This is a genomic window from Antarctobacter heliothermus (assembly GCF_002237555.1).
GTDB lineage: Bacteria > Pseudomonadota > Alphaproteobacteria > Rhodobacterales > Rhodobacteraceae > Antarctobacter > Antarctobacter heliothermus_B.
Genome location: NZ_CP022541.1, coordinates 101,974 through 117,427, shown reverse-complemented (window position 1 = coordinate 117,427; position 15,454 = coordinate 101,974). Strand labels below are relative to the sequence as shown.

Below are 15,454 nucleotides of genomic sequence, written 5' to 3'. Positions count from 1 at the left end.
GTAATCGCCACAAGCGTCATTGTCTGCCAGCCCCCCCAGTCAGTCCCCGTGCAGATCCCTGGGCCAATCCCTGTGCCAACCCCCGAATAAAGCCCGCCCCCCACGCGTTGTGGATGATGAATAGCGCCACCCCTGCCCATAACCCGCAGACGCTCTGCAATCGCACGGCCGCGACGACCGAGGTTGCGGCGAGCATGGCAAGGTAGGCCACCGGCAGCCCAAGGGCCGGGGGCCAGAACGGCGCGGCGACAAGGCAGCACAGCTGAAGCACCAGCAACAAGGCCGGCGCGATCTGGCGCGCCCTTGGGCGCATCCGGTGTTTCATCACCGTCCGCGCGCGGCCCTTTCCATAGCGCCAGTACTGGATCCACAGCGCCCGCGGCGTGGGGCGCATAACGTAATCCGTGCGCAGCTGACCCTCTAGCCAAAGACGCCCATTGGCCTGCCCCAGCCTGTGATCGTATTCGGCATCCTCGTTGTGGCTAAAGCTGGGATCGTAGCCGCCAAGACGGCGAAACCAGTCAAGGCGGAACCCTGCGTGATGGCCATGATCAACCCAACCAGATCGCGTCCCGCCGCGGTGCGCCGACCCGCCAGACCCCAGCCGGGTATCGACCGCCCAGGCGCTGGCCCGCTGAAAGCCGTTGTCGCCCCGAGCGTCAAGCACGCCAGCCACCGAAGCGGCGTCTGGATGGTCGGCGAAAGTTTCCACGATGCGACGCACGTACCCGCTTGGATACTGCGCATGGGCATCGCACCGCACCAGGATCACGTGGTCCGGCCCGGCCAATTCGGCGACGACGCGGTTGATGCCTGCGGATTGCAGGACATCGGGATTGTCCAACAGAACGAGATTGCTGTGCGTCTGCGTCAGGGTCTCTACAATCGTCCGGGTCTCGTCGGTGCTGCCGCCATCGGCCACGGCGAACAGGACCCGATCGCAGAAGGGATCTGACTCCATCAGGGATCGCAGGCATCGTTCGATATGCCTTGCCTCGTTCAGCGTCGGAATAGCCACAAGGACCTGTTCCGGCCGGATCTGCAAGTCCTTCCCGGGGTCAATAATATTCCGGCTTTCCAACACGCTCATGAACGGGTTCGATCCATTATAATTGGCAACCCAAAGGGGCACCTTTCGGCAATACATTTTGGGGACAGTCGATGGCCCAACGGCAGCCAAGTCAATCTAAAATTCCAAAAGCCAACGTCGGGCCCCTGCCGTCGTGGACAGGCCCCTGCCCTGCTTACGGTTTGCCGCGGCGCTCGTGCCATTTACGGCAGAAACCAAGGAAGGCCATTTCCGGGTTGCGCGGGGTATCGGTGGCCCATTGCCGCCATTCCTGCTCGACCATGTGGACATCCCAGCCCGGCGCGGCGGCTCTCGCCATGTCATAGACATCGGGGTCGAGGGGCGGGATATCGATCCTCGTCGAAATTTCGGGCCCCACCGTCCCGCGCGAGCGCACGAGCAGCTGGTTCCGCTCTGTGTCGATCCGGATCTGATAATCCGGCATGTGGTTGTAATCCTCGTCCTCTTTGACGATGGCCGTCACGAGGCGTCGGAATTCGCGCAAGGTGGACCCAGAGCCGCATTTTTTCTGCAGCACCTCCATCGAGACGCGCCATTCCTTTTGCCGCCCGCAGTGCTTGCGGGCGAGTTCGTAGATCCTCCGCTCCAGCGGTTTGCGCAGGCGGAAGTATTCGCGCGAGAGCGTCAGCACTTCCTGCGCGCGGATCGCGTTGAAAACCCAATCACTGAGCTTGACCTCGACCTCCTGCATGCGGCCGTCGCGGGTCTCGCGCACGATCTTTGCCCGCTCGATCAAGCCGAAGGTCTCGAAGATCTCTTGGCCCCCGGTTGTGATGTTGGTCGAGATCCGGGTACCCGCCGGCCGCTCCATCGCGGCCTGCAGCAGGGTATAGCCGCGGCCCGTGGTCTCCGGTTGGTCGCCTTGCACAGGTCGGCTGCCTGAAAGCGGATCACCTGCTGCGGTTCCTTGCCGTTGTTCATGTCCTTGATGAGGCTGGAGATGCAGTAGATCAGCACGTCCCGGTCATGCACCGTGGCAAGCCCGTCTACGGACGGCTTGATCTCGACTGTGACACCGTTGTGTTCGTAGCGGCGAGGCCACGTGTCCGGCTTTGTCGAGAGTGAGAAGATCGGATGCTCCATGAAGCCCAGATCGCCCTTTGGCGCAGCATCGAGGATGTCGCAGACGAAGAAGCCGCCCTGCGGGTGCCGGTCTGGCAGCAGAGGGAAATCCGTGGGCTTGTGGCCTCCTGTCTTCGACACTTCACACACACCAAAGAGAAAAAACACTTCACGCACACCCAAAACGACATTTCACACTCATCAACGAAGACATCGTCAACAACTAAATGCGAAATGCCCGCTTTAGGCGTCCATTCCTGGGCTTTTCGAGTCCTGATTCGCTGATTTCAGGAATCACCATGTCAATCGGCGTGCAATTTTGGCTCTGTCGCGCATTTGGTGCAATTGAGTTGCCAGAACGCTATATCTCGGCGAGCTTGATGGAGGTTGCCGATGGGTTCATGGTTTTCGCGACGAGATTTTCTACCGGCAGGGTTGAAGGCCGACCAGGTTGAGCTTGATGGCAACAGGATCCGGGTCCACGCCCGTTCCCTGGATGCCTCGGCAGCATGTCCCCGCTGCGGCACGGTCTCTCGTCATGTCCACAGCAAGTATTGGCGTCGGCCAGCCGATCTCCCCGCCCATGGTCGAGAAGTTGAACTGGTGTTGCTGGTTCGTCGATTTCGTTGCCACGCTGTAGGTTGCCCAGCGAAGATTTTTTCAGAACGGGTCCCGCCTGATGTCACGCGGCCACATGCGCGCCGGACGTCGCGATTGCAGGAACTGGTGCGTCACATCGGCATTGCTCTCGGTGGGCGCCCCGCGCAGGCGCTTGCCGGACGGCTTTTGCTGCCGGTGAGCAAAGATACGTTCCTGCGCAGCGTTCGGGCGAAGACCGAGTGGGCTGTCGCGGACCCCCGCGTGGTGGGTATCGACGACTGGGCATGGCGGAAGGGACAGCGCTACGGCACGCTGATCTGCGATCTCGAACGGCGGAAGGTCATCGATCTGCTGCCCGACCGGGAGCCCGCCACTGTGGAAGCGTGGCTCCGCGCGCGTCCCGGAATCGAGGTTGTTGCCCGTGATCGCAACGGTGGCTACGGCGGTGCCACCGCGCGTGCCCGGCCGGACGCGGTTCAAGTCGCGGATCGTTGGCATCTGTTAGAGAATGCAGGTGCCGCCTTCCTGGCCGCCGTGCAGCGGAACATGCCAGCCATTCGCAAGGCTATCGGGGTAGAGACCCTCGATCCGAGACTATTGACGGCAGCGGAAAGGCTGCAATTCGAGGGTTTTCAAAGGCGCCAGCAGACCAACCACATGGTCCGCCGACTGGCCGACGAGGGTGTTCCCATCAAACGGATTGTGCGCCTGACCGGGCTGAGCCGCGGCTTGGTCCGCCAAATCATCCGAGGTGAGCGAGAAGATGTTTTCCGCATCCGCGAGAGCAGCTTGACCGCTTGGTTGCCTCGGCTGGAACGGGAGTGGAGCGGCGGATGCCGTAATGGCGCAGAACTCTGGCGCCGGTTACGGGCTGATGGAATTCAAGGCAGTCTCCGGGTCGTCGGCGAGTGGGCGACACGCCAGCGCCGCGCCGAACAAGCGGTGCCGTCCGGAATAAGAAAGTCGCCACCTGCCCGAAGGATTGCGCGGCTCCTGACCATGGGACGAGATCATCTAACCCGTGCCGATGCAATCCAGGTCGCGCGGATCGAAGCGGCACTACCAGCTCTGGCAACCGCCCGGGAACTGACCGACCGATTCACTGACATGGTGCGAAACGCCCGTGAGAATGCCCTGGCCGTCTGGCTCGACGAAGCCGAGGACAGCATGCTCTCATCCTTCGCCGGTGGCCTTCGTAGCGACTAGGCCGCAGTTGCCGCCGCGCTGCGGGAACCTTGGTCGAACGGGCAGACCGAGGGCCAGATCAATCGCCTGAAGACGCTGAAACGCCAGATGTATGGTCGCGCGAATATCGACCTGCTCAAGGCTCGGCTTGTCGCGGCATCATAGTTGAGAAGGTGCATCAACTTTGAGTCAGAGCCCAATCTTGACCCCCTATCGGCATCCCAAAATGACCCCCGTCGAGCGCATGGGTAGCTGGCCCGATGCGGTGTAGCCCCCATGCAGCGCAGCCGTATCGGGCCAGCGGGGTTTTGGTCATTCTCGGGTCTTGAAGCGCCAACTCTCGTTGCCGGTTTCGCCACTAAGGAACCAGTTGCCACCCGCTTCGGCGCCGTCGGCAATGTTGGTCGGACACCAGGGGCCGGGCGTGTAGGTCTGACGGAAACGGGCAAAGCGCTGCTCGACGGGATCGCGAAGGCTTGGGCCGCGGTCGATGCTACGATCTTGGCCCCGGTTGGGATAAAAACGCAGCCGCTTTCTTTGCTCAGGCGCAGCATTTGCGGGACAATCTTGGCGGCGCATTGCCTGGAGCCGCCAAGGCCTCGAAGACGTCAGACAAGTAGAGATCCGTCGTTGTATCAGCCCAGGCTACGCCGCACCCCCCAAAAAGCAGACGGTCATACTCTGCGCAGCATCCGGTGGTATGGTCTGCTCGTCAGCATTCGCGGCGTCATCCTTGAACAGTCGGGGTGAGATTACCGGTTGTTCGACGCAGCGGCTATCAGCTGGCAGGCGGCGAAACTTGCCGCTTTTTCTCCGTGGTCTGCGTTCGTCATGTGACAGAAGCGAGATTGCAGTAAGGGGTTTTGCCGATTTGCGATGCAGCAGGCGCATTTTTCCATGTTCTCTGCACTTTCCCCTGCAATAGAGTGCCATATGAGCCGTTTTCGCCAATCGCTTGCTTCCCGGATATTCATCGCCATAGCCGCGACCGCCGTGTTGACCATTGCAATCATGGCGCTGCTGGTGGCGCTGTCGATGCGTGACGGGTTCGCACAGTACTTGTTGCGGGGGGAGTTGACGCGGTTCGACGATCTTGAACGGGCGTTGGTGCTGGCCCATGAACCGGGCGCACCGGGGTGGCCAGAACTCGCCAGCCACCCGAAGGTCTGGAACGATTTCGTGCGTGCGCATTTCCAGCCACGCGGGTCCGATGGCTTTGTGCGACCCGGCGCGCTGCCTGGGCGGCCGTTCCCGCCGCCGGACCGCCCGCCGGGCCCCCCGCCGCCTGGGGCCCCTGCAGGCGCGGACAATCAGATGATCGGGGAACGGCTGATGCTTTTGGGACCGGACGGCAAACGCCTTGCCGGAGCGGAGGATCAATCCGGCTTGTTTGAGCGGCGCGCGATATGTTCCGACGACGACTGCACCGGCGACAGCCTGTTGGGTTTCATCGGGCTGAACGCGCCTCTGTACTCCGAGAACGCCAGCGATGCTTTTTTTCTACGCCGCCAATATGTGTCACTTGCGCTTTCTGCCTTCATCGCGGTTCTGGTCTCTGCGGCGGCAGCCTTCTTTGTCGCGCGGCAGATCCTGATCCCGATCCGTCAGTTGGAACTGGGGGCCAAGACCATGGCGTCAGGCGATTACACCGCCCGCATCGCGCAAGACCGAGAGGACGAGCTGGGCCAGTTGATCGGCCACTACAACGCCCTTGCGGCCACACTTGAACGCACCGACAAGGCCGAGCGGGAATGGATTTCCAACACCAGCCACGAATTGCAGACGCCGCTGGCCACACTGCGCGCGCAGATCGAGGCGGTGCAGGATGGCATTCGCCAACCGGATGCACAGACCCTGGCCGGGATGCATTCCGCTATGATGCGTCTGTCGCGGCTGGTGCAGGACATCAAGACCCTGTCGCATTCCCGCGAAGGCGGGCTGATGACTGCTTTTGACGCCGAAGACCTGAGCAAGATCGTCCGTGAGGCGATAGAAACAGCGCAGCCGCAGCTTGAGGCGAAACAGATCAGCCTTGATCTCGCCTTGCCCGACGCGTTGCCCTTCGCATGTGATCGGCTGCGGATTCGTCAGGTCATTGATAACCTGCTTCAGAATGCGATCCGCTATACCAATACTCCGGGCCGCGTGCGGTTACGTTTGCATGACGCCTCCGATCGGGTCCAATTGATCATGGACGATACCCCGCCAGCACCGCCACAGGACGATCTTCCAAGGCTTTTCGACCGCTTCTATCGCGCCGAAAGTTCGCGGTCGCGCGACTATGGCGGTTCTGGACTGGGCCTGTCTGTCTGCAAGGCGATCATCGCAGGTCATGGTGGAAAAATCACCGCTGAACCCTCCGATTTGGGCGGTCTCCGCATCATCATAAGCCTGCCAAGGGAAACGACATGACAGCTCTGCGCATCTTGATCGTCGAGGACGAAACCGCGCTGGCAGAGGTCGTGCGGGATTACCTGATTGCCGAGGGAATGGGCGTCGACGTCCTGTCGGAAGGAACGGATGCCGTGGCCACCGCACTGACGGGCCAGCATGATCTACTGATACTGGACCTGATGCTGCCGGGCGTCGATGGTTTGACGATATGCCGCGAGTTGCGCCGGACGTCGGATGTGCCGATCATCATGACCACCGCCAAGGTTGAGGAGATTGACCGCCTTCTCGGGCTGGGGCTTGGAGCGGATGACTATCTATGCAAACCCTATTCGCCGCGCGAGTTGGTTGCACGGGTGCAGGCGATTTTGCGGCGCAGTGCGCGAAGCCGGGAGACCACCGCGCCAGATACCACAGGTTTGCAGACAGATGCAGAGCGCTGGCAAGCCGCACTTGATGGCAAACCGCTGGACTTGACGCGCCGTGAATTCATGCTGGTGCAGGTCCTGGCACACCGCCCGGGCCGGGTATTTTCGCGCGACGAACTGCTGACCTTGGCCTTTCCCGATGATGCAGAGGTCTTTGATCGGACCATCGACAGCCACATCCGCAACATCCGCCGCAAGATCGCCGCAGTCAGCGACACTGACCCGATCCGATCGGTCTACGGCGTGGGATATGCCTACGACGACTAAACCCGTGCCTTGCAAGGCGTGAAAAATAGCAACGGCACATGTTTTTTTGCGGGCTGCACAGTCTCTGCATATTCTCTGCAATGCCACTCCTCAAAGTCAGCGCAAGACACTCCTGCGAAGGGCAATCAATCGCCCATACAGGAGAAGACGATGTTCACTCATGCCACCCGGTCGGCCACCGCACTTCACACCAAGGCCAAACGGATCCCGATTTATTATTCCACGTTGCCACGCATGCGCCCGAAAAACGTCATTGCTGCGCTGGCGGTGCTGGCCGCTCTGATCGTCTTGGATATGGGTGTTTCTGCCGCACAGGCCGACCCCTCCGATACCACGACTCCTTTGACGCTGGCCCAGCAATCGCAACAGGGCGGGGCCGGAAACCGTCCTGCGCGCCCGCCGCGTGAGGCGTTGGAGGCCTGCACCAAACAGACGTCCGGCAGCCCTTGTGGCTTTTCCGGTCCGGATGGCCAGCAGATCACCGGCACATGCCGTTCGCCCCAGGCCAATGTGCCGCTGGCCTGCACGCCAGCTGACATGCCGCGAAAAGGCTGAGAAGTCCTGGCCCGCTTGGACATTGATCGAAGTGGGCCAGAAGACACCTGCCACCAAGAAAGGGAACGCCACATGAGCCGTTTTAGCCGTTGCCCCATGGCCTTGGGCCTATGTCTGAGCCTCTGCATCGGCCCTCGAACGGCGCAAGCCGAAGAGGCGGTAGAGCCCGTACGCCAGCAACTCCTGAACGACCTTGTTGCAAACGGTCGGCCAGGGGCGGCATTCAAACATGCGTTCGAGGCGGGCGACGCCTTGACCGAATTCAACTTTGCCGCCGAGCAAGGCGTTGGAGCCAACATTGGCGAGGGTCGCCGATTTACCCGGTTTCCACGCGCAGACCTGAAAGGGCCCGGCGAATGGGCCAGGCATTTTCCGGAGCGCGAAGGCGGGGCAAATGCCACACGCTGCATCAGTTGCCACAGCAGTCCGATTGCCAACGGTGCAGGTGGCGTCGCGATGAACGTGGTGTTGGACCCGAACCATACCGGCGATCCGAAGCTCTATCTGGAGCGGAACACAACCCCGCTGTTTGCGCTGGGAATCCCGCAGCGGCTGGCCGAGGAAATGACACTGGAGCTTTACCGGCAACGTGACGACGCAAGGTTTGCGGCCTGCGAAGCCGGGGCGTCGACAGTAAAGCTGACGGCCAAAGGGGTCTCTTTCGGCACGCTGTCAGTCACCCGCACCACCGCGACCCCTTGCGTGGTGGATATCGAAACCAGCGGGCTTACCGGGATCGACGCGGATCTGGTTGTCCGGCCTTTCGGCTGGAAGGGCAATCACGCAACGCTGCGGTCCTTTACCCGCGCCGCCGCGCACAACGAGCTGGGCCTCCAGGGCACCGAACTGGTGGGCGGCGCAGACGGTGATTTCGACGGCGTCACCGCCGAGTTGAGCGTCGGGGACATGACAGCTTTGACCATCTACATGGCCGCGCTTGAAAGACCGGTCAGAATGACAGAACTGCACGATCTCGGGCTTTTGACGTTGCCAGAAACACAAGCCCGCGCCATTGCCGCCGGAGAAGACCGGTTTGCCGCAATCGGTTGCGCCAGTTGCCATACGCCGCAGATGACGTTGAACGATCCCGTCTTTCGCGAGCCAAGTCTTGTGCCGGGATATTTTGACGCCCGGTTCCCCGACGGATCTGACCCGACAGGTCATGGGTTGCGTCGAGATACGCCGGTGTCCTTCGACATGCGCGTCGATCAGCCGAACAATCTGGTGATGCTGGACACGGGCAAGGCCTATCACCTTGGCGCGCTGGAGGTGGACAGCGAAGGGTGCGGCGTCGCGCATTGGTTCACCGATTTCAAGCGCCATGACATGGGTGCAGCCCTGTCCGACCCGTCCGACCCAATGGGGATCGGTGCGGCCATGTTCCTGACCCGGTCGCTTGCCGGTGTCGGCTCTACCGGGCCTTGGCTGCATGATGGCCGGGCCACCACCCTGAACGAGGCCATCCTGGCACATGGCGGCGAGGCGGCGCAGACACGCGATGGCTATGTCGCCCTTCCTGACGAGGCGCGCGCAGAGCTCGTCGCCTTTCTGGAAAACCTGATCATCTACCAGGCAGACGCAACCCATTGATCGCACCTGGCCATAGCGAGATTGAACAAGAGGCGACAAAGACTATGAAACACCACTCACGGAAAGTTCGCCTCTTGGTGACCGCCGCAATCCTGTGCACGCCACAGATTGCGGCGGCTCATCCCGATTTGGCGGAGTTCGAACAGACCGCCTTTGTCGAACACCCCACAACGGTCGACTGCACGCTGACCGACGGTACGGCAGCCACCTGCTACGAGATCACGGTAGGCTACAAGCCGGCTGACCTGGAGATCGGACCGTTCTGCCCCGCCACCCTGAACGACGCGGGCGGCATCTGGGACTGGACCGGCGAGAACGCCAAGCTGTACCGGATCGACGAGGCCTTTCTACGGATGCTCGACGATCTGGGGTATCGCTTTTTCGACGACGACGGGGCTGTGCATATCGTCGACAATGCCACCGATAGACCCACCGTCGACCACGCCTGCATCAATGTCTCTCCCGCCGAGGACGTGACCATCACCATGCTCTTGCCGGTCGATCCCGTCATGGCCGATCAGCCAACCCGCCTGGGCACTGTCGGCAAGGTCGGCGTGGCGCTGGACGGCGTCCCGATCTTTTCCGACGCGCCCAGCATCCAGGCGACGGGGCACATGCCCGCGCTGGATATCTGCGGCGGCCATGTCGACCCCGGCGGATGGTATCACTGGCACGCGACATCGACGGATATCGAAACGACCTATGGCGCTGCGGGCGTCGATGCTGCCTGTGCGCTGACACAGGACAGCGGGGCGCTGTTCGGGTATGCCTTCGACGGCTTTGCAATGTTTGGCAGCACCGAGGCGGATGGTGCCACGCCCGCCGGTCTGGACGCCTGCAACGGCCACGTCGGCGCGACGGCGCTTGGCGAAACCTATCACTACCACGCTTCCGTGGACTTCCCGAACCTGCCGCCCTGCCTCGTGGGTGTGCAGGCCGCCGACAACTTCTCGACAACGGCCACCGCCGGTGTTGGTGCCACGCGGGCGGGTGCGGATGGCCGCAACGAACCTCCGCGTCCCACGGATGGCGGGCCGGGCCAGATGCCCCCGGGGTTCGACGAAGCGGCGGCAAAGCTGGGCATTTCGACAGACAGGTTGATGGAGGCGCTGCAATCGTCAGGTCCCGGTCGTCCCGATCTTGCCGCTGCCGCGAAGGCCCTCGGCATCACCGAGGACGCTCTGCGCACCGTTCTCCCGCCGCCGCCGGGACAGTAACTCCCGCGCAAGACCCTCGCAGCCGGCTGTTACGGCTGTGGGCGAAAACCCCGAGAAGCAAGGACTGGATACCTCGTGGCCCAGACGACAAGAATGCCCAAGATCCCGACACGCAGAACGGTGCTGGCCGGACTTGCGATGACGGCACTTTCCGCCTGCACTAACCGGTCTGCGGTGACCATGTCGACCCAGTCCACGACGCAGGCCATGGCTCGAACCATTCCTCGATCCATGCCTCGGTCCATGACGGCGCCGGACCCGCTGGTCCGCTTTCGCTTTTTCGCCGATGCCGGACCAGACGTCTGGGAACGCCACCTGCAACCGCCCAAGACGGATGGCGGTCTGTGCGTTCTGGCGCTGTCGGGCGGTGGCGAAGACGGCGCTTTCGGCGCGGGCGCGCTGGCCGGGTGGTCGGCCGCCGGAACCCGGCCGGACTTCGACATGGTCACGGGCATTTCCACCGGGGCCCTGATCGCACCCTTCGCCTATCTTGGCCCCGATCATGACGACGCCCTGCGCCGCATCTTCACCCAGCACGACGCTGGTGACATCATGAAGCTGCAACCTCTGAAGGTGCCGTTCAGCGACGCGCTTTACGACACGACGCCGCTGGCCCGTCTGATCGAAGCCTTCACGCCCCCCACCTTCCTTCAAGCCATTGCGGATCGCCACGCGACCGGAGCACGTCTGTTCGTCGTGACCTCTGACCTTGATCGGTCGCGCGCCGTGGTCTGGAACATGGGCGAAATCGCGAAGTCAGGCCAGTACGACCTGTTTCGCGCGATCTTGCGTGCCTCTGCCGCGCTGCCGGGCCTGTTTTCACCAGTCACGCTGACATACAGTGTCGGGGATGCGACCTTTGCCGAAACCCATCTCGATGGCGGTGTCCACATGCAGTTTCTGGCGATACCGCAGTTCGCCTATACCTCCACGCACCGCAAACTGCCCGGCGGTGCATTGTACCTGCTGATCAACAACACGCTCGATCCCGCGCCGACGACTGTGTCAAGATCGGCGCTGGCGATTTCGCAACATGCCTTGACCACAAGCATCCGGGCCAACGCACTGGCCGAGGTCAACGCAACCAGATCCTTGTCCCGCGCCAACGGGATTGACCTGCACGTCGCGTCCGTCGACCCTGAGTCCGGAGTTGTCTATGATCCCTCCGACCGTTTTTCCTCGACCTATATGAATGCCCTCTACAGTCACGGCTTCGAGCGCGGAATTGGTCGCACGCTCTGGTCGGCCAGTTGATAATGTCAGGCTAGGACTTCAAATGCCCGAGCTGCAACGGGAAAACGTATCTCCGTTGCTTCAAGACCCCCAATTCCCTGTCAAAGGAGCTAGAATTGCACAACGGTCCAGATCAAAAGTTCACACTGCCAAAAGCCGACAAGACCGTTAACCGACTTGGGCCGCCTATGCCGACACCCATTCCGCCATCGATGTCCAGAATGCGACAACCCATTCTGCCGTTTTTCGATCACCGTCGACGGAGAGACTTGCATGATCGCCTCCAACGCGGTGCCAAATCATGACTTCAATGCCACCGGCCGGCATTGCCAACTTAACGGCACTGGCCTGTGACGGTCCCCAGGGGTGATTTTCTCAGGCGGTCATTTCGAGCGCATAACCGTGCCACAGGTCGAAAGCATCGGACCTTGCGTGGCGGTGTGAGACGGCGGAGTGGCGGTAGCGGCGGGGTCTGAACATCGTGTTGATTTGATCGTGGGCCGCGAGGAACCTTTGCGTCTGTCGGATCGATTTGAACCGGCCCATGACCTTCTCCCGTTTGCGGGTCGGCCGATGCGAACCCTCGATGCGGTTGTTGAGCCCTTTATGTGCCCGATGATCAGCTTCAGGCGCAAGAGCCCGGATCGGTTTGATCTAACTGCGCAATTTGTCCGTCACGACGACACCCGGTATGCCAAAGCGGGCGATCAGCCGTGTAAGAAAACGCTTGGCGGCTTTGGTATTTCGGCGCGCCTGCACAAGGATATCCCGCACGTCCCTGTTCGCATCCACCGCACGCCATAACCACTGCTTCACGCCGTTGATCGGAACGACGACTTCGTCTAGGTGCCATTTGTCTGCAGCGGTGGGACGGTCACGCTTGATGCAATCGGCGAAATGCCGGCCAGGTCGATTCACCCATTTGCGCACGGTTTCCCGGCTGACGGTTACACCGCGTTCCGCCAGCAGATCCTCGACGTCCGCCGTGCTGAGTGCGAAGCGATGATAGACCCATACGGCATAGGCCACGACTTCACGGGGGAAGCGATAGCCCTTCAGGCGCGGCAACTCAGCTAGGATCCTCATGACGAAACGCTAGACGCACCAAGGGGCGGCAGCAAGTTGGGCCGGACTCTAATCAACGGTGGAGGAAAAATCCCGTGGCAGGTCAGCGCGAAACGCCGTCTGTGGCGCAAGATTCACATCGGCGTCGATGAACAAACGCTGGAGATCCGGGCCATCGAGATCACCGGCAGCAATGTCGGTGACGCGCCCATGCTGCCCGAGCTCCTTGACCAGATCCCCGCTGATGTGGAGATCTGCTCGGTCACGGCAGACGGAGCCTACGACACGCGCAGGTGCCACGACGCCGTCGCAGACCGAGGCGCCGATGCTGTTGTCATACCGCCACGCAAGAACGGCAGGCCCTGGAAGCCATCGTACGGCCGGCGCGATCGCCAGAAACGAGGCGCTGCGCGCCTCGAAATACCTCGGCCGCGCCATCTGGCGAAAATGGACCGGTTTTCACAGAGGTGGTCGCGGGATTTCGGACCAGGTGCTAAGCTGTAGCGCCTGAGGAAGAACGCACAGAAATGACCAAACGGAAACGCTATTCGGCAGAGTTCAAGGCGAAGGTGGCTCTGGAAGCCATCCGTGAAGAGTTGACGACGGCCGAGCTTGCCAAGAAGCACGGCATCCACCCCACGATGATCAGCGGCTGGAAGAGGACTGTGATCGAGAACATGGCCGCAGCCTTCAATGGCCAGGCGACCGCGGAGCCGACGATATCGGCGGCAGAGGTCGAAAAGCTACACGTCCCACTGTCCGACAGCACATGCCTGCATGTGCGACAGGAAAGATCGGGCAGTTGGTCGTGGAACGGGATTTTTTGTCGGAAGCCTCCAGTTTCGTCCTCGGCGCTGGAGGCAAAAAGCGGTGAAGAAAGACCATCCTGATCTCAGCGTCCGGCGGCAATGCAGCCTGCTGACACTGGCACGCTCAAGCCTCTACTACCAGCCGCGCGGTGAAAGCGCCGAGAACCTGAAGTTTATGGAAATTATCGATCGGCAGTTCTTGGAGACGCCGTGGTATGGGTCCCGGCAAATGGCCCGGCACTTGGCTCGCGCGGGACATAAATGCGGGCGGCATCGTGTGCGGCGGCTGATGAAGCTCATGCGGTTGGTGCCGATCTACCAGGAACCGAAGACCAGCAAGAAGCACCCGGAGCACAAGATATATCCATATCTTCTGAAGGACTTGCCAATCACCCGGCCCAACCAGGTCTGGTGTGCTGACATCAGCTACATTCCCATGCGCCGTGGTTTTCTTTATCTCGTGGCCGTCATGGACTGGCATAGCCGGAAGGTGCTGAGCTGGCGGCTCTCGAACAGCATGGACGCGAGGTTTTGCGTTGAGGCTTTGAAAGAAGCGCTGGCCGGATACGGTGTCCCCGAGATATTCAACACCGATAGTCATACGATTGATACCAGTTCTCGGATGGTTTGACTCAAACACTGATCGACCATTCGCTGGGTTGGTGCCGTATGGCTTCTCGGTTTGGTTTGACCCAAACAGCGACCGACCTGACACGTGTCTTTCCCTGGACCTGTCGATCATCCGGGAACGCCTGCGGCGAGCTTGTCTCAAAGGTGTTGCCGTGACCCCAGAAGGGCCTGACCATCCGGTCTCATGACTGTCCTGTCCCTGCATCCATCGAGGCGATGCTCGTTCTCTTGCCGCAGAAAAGGATCGTCAAATGGCTGAAACCCCTGAAACATCTCACGTCGTCGGAGGCGTCGATACCCACAAGGATTTACATGTTGCAGCTGTCGTAGATCATTACGACCGCGTGCTCGGCACCGAGAGCTTTCCCACGACCCGTCATGGCTATCGCTTGATGTTGATCTGGATGCGGTCTTTCGGGGATCTGCAACGCGTCGGCATCGAATGTTCGGGCAGCTATGGCGCAGGGTTGCTGCGCTATTTGCAGACAGCTGGTGTCGAAGTTCTGGAGGTGGTCACTGCCCCTGACAAAAACGAGCGCCGTCGCCGCGGCAAGAACGACGACTTCGACGCAGAAAGTGCGGCCCATGCCGCCTTCACCGAACGGCGCACTGTCACACCGAGAAGCCGTGACGGTATGGTCGAAAGCCTCCGTGTTCTAAGGGTTTGCCGAAAGACAGCCGTTCAGGCGCGCCGCATTGCTTTGCAAATGATCCAGACGACGATCATCTGTGCCCCCGATAGATTGCGAGAACCCCTACGTAAGATGACGCGAATGCAGTTGATCCGCACACTGGCAGCTTGGCGGCCCGATCTCACGGCCTTTCGGCAGGTCGAAGAAGCCTATCGCATCTCGCTCAAATCCCTGGCGCGGCGTTACCTCGAACTGCATGACGAGATCGCCGATCTGGATGACATGATCGAAGCCATCGTCAAAGATCTTGCCCCAGAGCTACTCGAACAGATCGCGATCGGCCTGAACAGCGCGGCGCAGCTGCTGCTGACGGCTGGAGACAATCCGGAGCGGTTGAAATCCGAAGCCAGCTTTGCCGCCCTTTGCGGCGTCAGTCCCGTGCCTGCGTCTTCTGGCAAAACTGTCCGGCACAGGTTGAACAGAGGCGGTGATCGCGCAGCCAATAGTGCGATCCACATTATCGCCATCGGACGTTTGCGACTGGACCCACGCACTCAAGCCTACGTTGCCAAACGGATCGCTGCCGGAAACTCGAAACTGGAAGCCATTCGCAGCCTCAAACGTTATATCGCGCGCGAAGTCTTCGGCATCATCATGCGCCGCTACAAAGAGATCAATCAGACACAAATCGCCGCTTGAC

The 15,454-nt window shown here is 61.2% G+C and carries 11 protein-coding genes and 4 pseudogenes; 11 read left to right on the top strand and 4 right to left on the bottom strand.

The genetic code is table 11. The features are described 5' to 3' along the window. Positions 1 to 16: 16 nt before the first annotated feature. Together ANTHELSMS3_RS23045 and ANTHELSMS3_RS23040 are read right to left on the bottom strand one after the other, a co-directional pair. Positions 17 to 1,090, bottom strand: a complete 1,074-nt coding sequence (locus tag ANTHELSMS3_RS23045; RefSeq protein WP_094037389.1) for a glycosyltransferase family 2 protein — start codon at positions 1,088 to 1,090, stop codon at positions 17 to 19. A 154-nt stretch (positions 1,091 to 1,244) separates the two neighbouring features. After that, positions 1,245 to 2,173: pseudogene (locus ANTHELSMS3_RS23040) on the bottom strand (replication initiator protein A). On the opposite strand from ANTHELSMS3_RS23040, the gene ANTHELSMS3_RS25855 reads away from it, so the two are divergent. Both ANTHELSMS3_RS25855 and ANTHELSMS3_RS23035 read left to right on the top strand, forming a co-directional pair. Beyond that, positions 2,165 to 2,437, top strand: coding sequence for a hypothetical protein (locus ANTHELSMS3_RS25855; protein WP_198319973.1), 273 nt, complete (start codon positions 2,165 to 2,167; stop codon positions 2,435 to 2,437). The pseudogene ANTHELSMS3_RS23040 and the gene ANTHELSMS3_RS25855 sit on opposite strands and share 9 nt — an antisense overlap. Positions 2,438 to 2,545: 108 nt before the next feature. Then, positions 2,546 to 4,102 (top strand): annotated as a pseudogene (locus tag ANTHELSMS3_RS23035) (ISL3 family transposase). 147 nt (positions 4,103 to 4,249) lie between these two features. Here ANTHELSMS3_RS23035 and ANTHELSMS3_RS23030 read toward each other — a convergent pair. Beyond that, on the bottom strand, positions 4,250 to 4,516 hold the full coding sequence (locus ANTHELSMS3_RS23030; protein ID WP_094037388.1) for a hypothetical protein: 267 nt from the start codon (positions 4,514 to 4,516) through the stop codon (positions 4,250 to 4,252). A 354-nt stretch (positions 4,517 to 4,870) separates the two neighbouring features. Here ANTHELSMS3_RS23030 and ANTHELSMS3_RS23025 point away from each other — a divergent pair, with 354 nt between their 5' ends. The 6 genes from ANTHELSMS3_RS23025 (at position 4,871) to ANTHELSMS3_RS23000 (ending at position 11,639) form a co-directional block, all read left to right on the top strand. Further along, a complete protein-coding gene (locus ANTHELSMS3_RS23025; RefSeq protein ID WP_157733627.1) occupies positions 4,871 to 6,349 on the top strand; it encodes an ATP-binding protein in 1,479 nt (492 codons plus the stop codon). Beyond that, positions 6,346 to 7,023 carry a response regulator gene (locus ANTHELSMS3_RS23020; RefSeq protein WP_094037386.1) on the top strand — a complete coding sequence of 226 codons (678 nt, stop codon included), beginning with the start codon at positions 6,346 to 6,348 and terminating at the stop codon, positions 7,021 to 7,023. The genes ANTHELSMS3_RS23025 and ANTHELSMS3_RS23020 overlap by 4 nt, the downstream gene beginning before the upstream one ends. A 150-nt stretch (positions 7,024 to 7,173) precedes the next feature. Continuing rightward, positions 7,174 to 7,578 (top strand): hypothetical protein, encoded by a 405-nt coding sequence (locus ANTHELSMS3_RS23015; RefSeq protein WP_094037385.1) that lies wholly within the window; start codon positions 7,174 to 7,176, stop codon positions 7,576 to 7,578. A 72-nt stretch (positions 7,579 to 7,650) separates the two neighbouring features. Beyond that, positions 7,651 to 9,168 carry a di-heme oxidoredictase family protein gene (locus ANTHELSMS3_RS23010; protein WP_094037384.1) on the top strand — a complete coding sequence of 506 codons (1,518 nt, stop codon included), beginning with the start codon at positions 7,651 to 7,653 and terminating at the stop codon, positions 9,166 to 9,168. Positions 9,169 to 9,212: 44 nt separating this feature from the next. Further along, entirely contained in the window at positions 9,213 to 10,385 is a 1,173-nt protein-coding gene (locus ANTHELSMS3_RS23005; protein ID WP_094037383.1) for a YHYH protein, read from the top strand. Between the two features lie 93 nt (positions 10,386 to 10,478). Beyond that, on the top strand, positions 10,479 to 11,639 hold the full coding sequence (locus ANTHELSMS3_RS23000; protein ID WP_094037382.1) for a patatin-like phospholipase family protein: 1,161 nt from the start codon (positions 10,479 to 10,481) through the stop codon (positions 11,637 to 11,639). Between the two features lie 354 nt (positions 11,640 to 11,993). Here the strand turns inward: ANTHELSMS3_RS23000 and ANTHELSMS3_RS22995 are convergent. Beyond that, a pseudogene (locus ANTHELSMS3_RS22995) lies at positions 11,994 to 12,704 on the bottom strand (IS6 family transposase). Between the two features lie 36 nt (positions 12,705 to 12,740). On the opposite strand from ANTHELSMS3_RS22995, the gene ANTHELSMS3_RS22990 reads away from it, so the two are divergent. The 3 genes and pseudogenes from ANTHELSMS3_RS22990 to ANTHELSMS3_RS22975 all read left to right on the top strand — a co-directional run bounded on the left by ANTHELSMS3_RS22990 (position 12,741) and on the right by ANTHELSMS3_RS22975 (position 15,453). Next, complete coding sequence (locus ANTHELSMS3_RS22990) at positions 12,741 to 13,187, top strand: transposase (protein ID WP_368074451.1); 447 nt, start codon at positions 12,741 to 12,743, stop codon at positions 13,185 to 13,187. Positions 13,188 to 13,210: 23 nt separating this feature from the next. Further along, a pseudogene (locus ANTHELSMS3_RS26145) lies at positions 13,211 to 14,114 on the top strand (IS3 family transposase); the annotation flags it as partial. Between the two features lie 259 nt (positions 14,115 to 14,373). Continuing rightward, complete coding sequence (locus ANTHELSMS3_RS22975; RefSeq protein ID WP_094033142.1) at positions 14,374 to 15,453, top strand: IS110 family transposase; 1,080 nt, start codon at positions 14,374 to 14,376, stop codon at positions 15,451 to 15,453. Position 15,454 lies beyond the last annotated feature (1 nt).

What these genes read in the sequence shown, in the direction of transcription:
- ANTHELSMS3_RS22975 (WP_094033142.1), top strand. Translation starts at nt 14,374, where the DNA reads ATGGCTGAAACCCCTGAAACATCTCACGTCGTCGGAGGCGTCGATACC.
- ANTHELSMS3_RS23000 (WP_094037382.1), top strand. Translation starts at nt 10,479, where the DNA reads ATGCCCAAGATCCCGACACGCAGAACGGTGCTGGCCGGACTTGCGATG.
- ANTHELSMS3_RS23010 (WP_094037384.1), top strand. Translation starts at nt 7,651, where the DNA reads ATGAGCCGTTTTAGCCGTTGCCCCATGGCCTTGGGCCTATGTCTGAGC.
- ANTHELSMS3_RS23025 (WP_157733627.1), top strand. Translation starts at nt 4,871, where the DNA reads ATGAGCCGTTTTCGCCAATCGCTTGCTTCCCGGATATTCATCGCCATA.
- ANTHELSMS3_RS23030 (WP_094037388.1), bottom strand. Translation starts at nt 4,516, where the DNA reads ATGCGCCGCCAAGATTGTCCCGCAAATGCTGCGCCTGAGCAAAGAAAG.
- ANTHELSMS3_RS23020 (WP_094037386.1), top strand. Translation starts at nt 6,346, where the DNA reads ATGACAGCTCTGCGCATCTTGATCGTCGAGGACGAAACCGCGCTGGCA.
- ANTHELSMS3_RS23015 (WP_094037385.1), top strand. Translation starts at nt 7,174, where the DNA reads ATGTTCACTCATGCCACCCGGTCGGCCACCGCACTTCACACCAAGGCC.
- ANTHELSMS3_RS23005 (WP_094037383.1), top strand. Translation starts at nt 9,213, where the DNA reads ATGAAACACCACTCACGGAAAGTTCGCCTCTTGGTGACCGCCGCAATC.
- ANTHELSMS3_RS25855 (WP_198319973.1), top strand. Translation starts at nt 2,165, where the DNA reads ATGCTCCATGAAGCCCAGATCGCCCTTTGGCGCAGCATCGAGGATGTC.
- ANTHELSMS3_RS23045 (WP_094037389.1), bottom strand. Translation starts at nt 1,090, where the DNA reads ATGAGCGTGTTGGAAAGCCGGAATATTATTGACCCCGGGAAGGACTTG.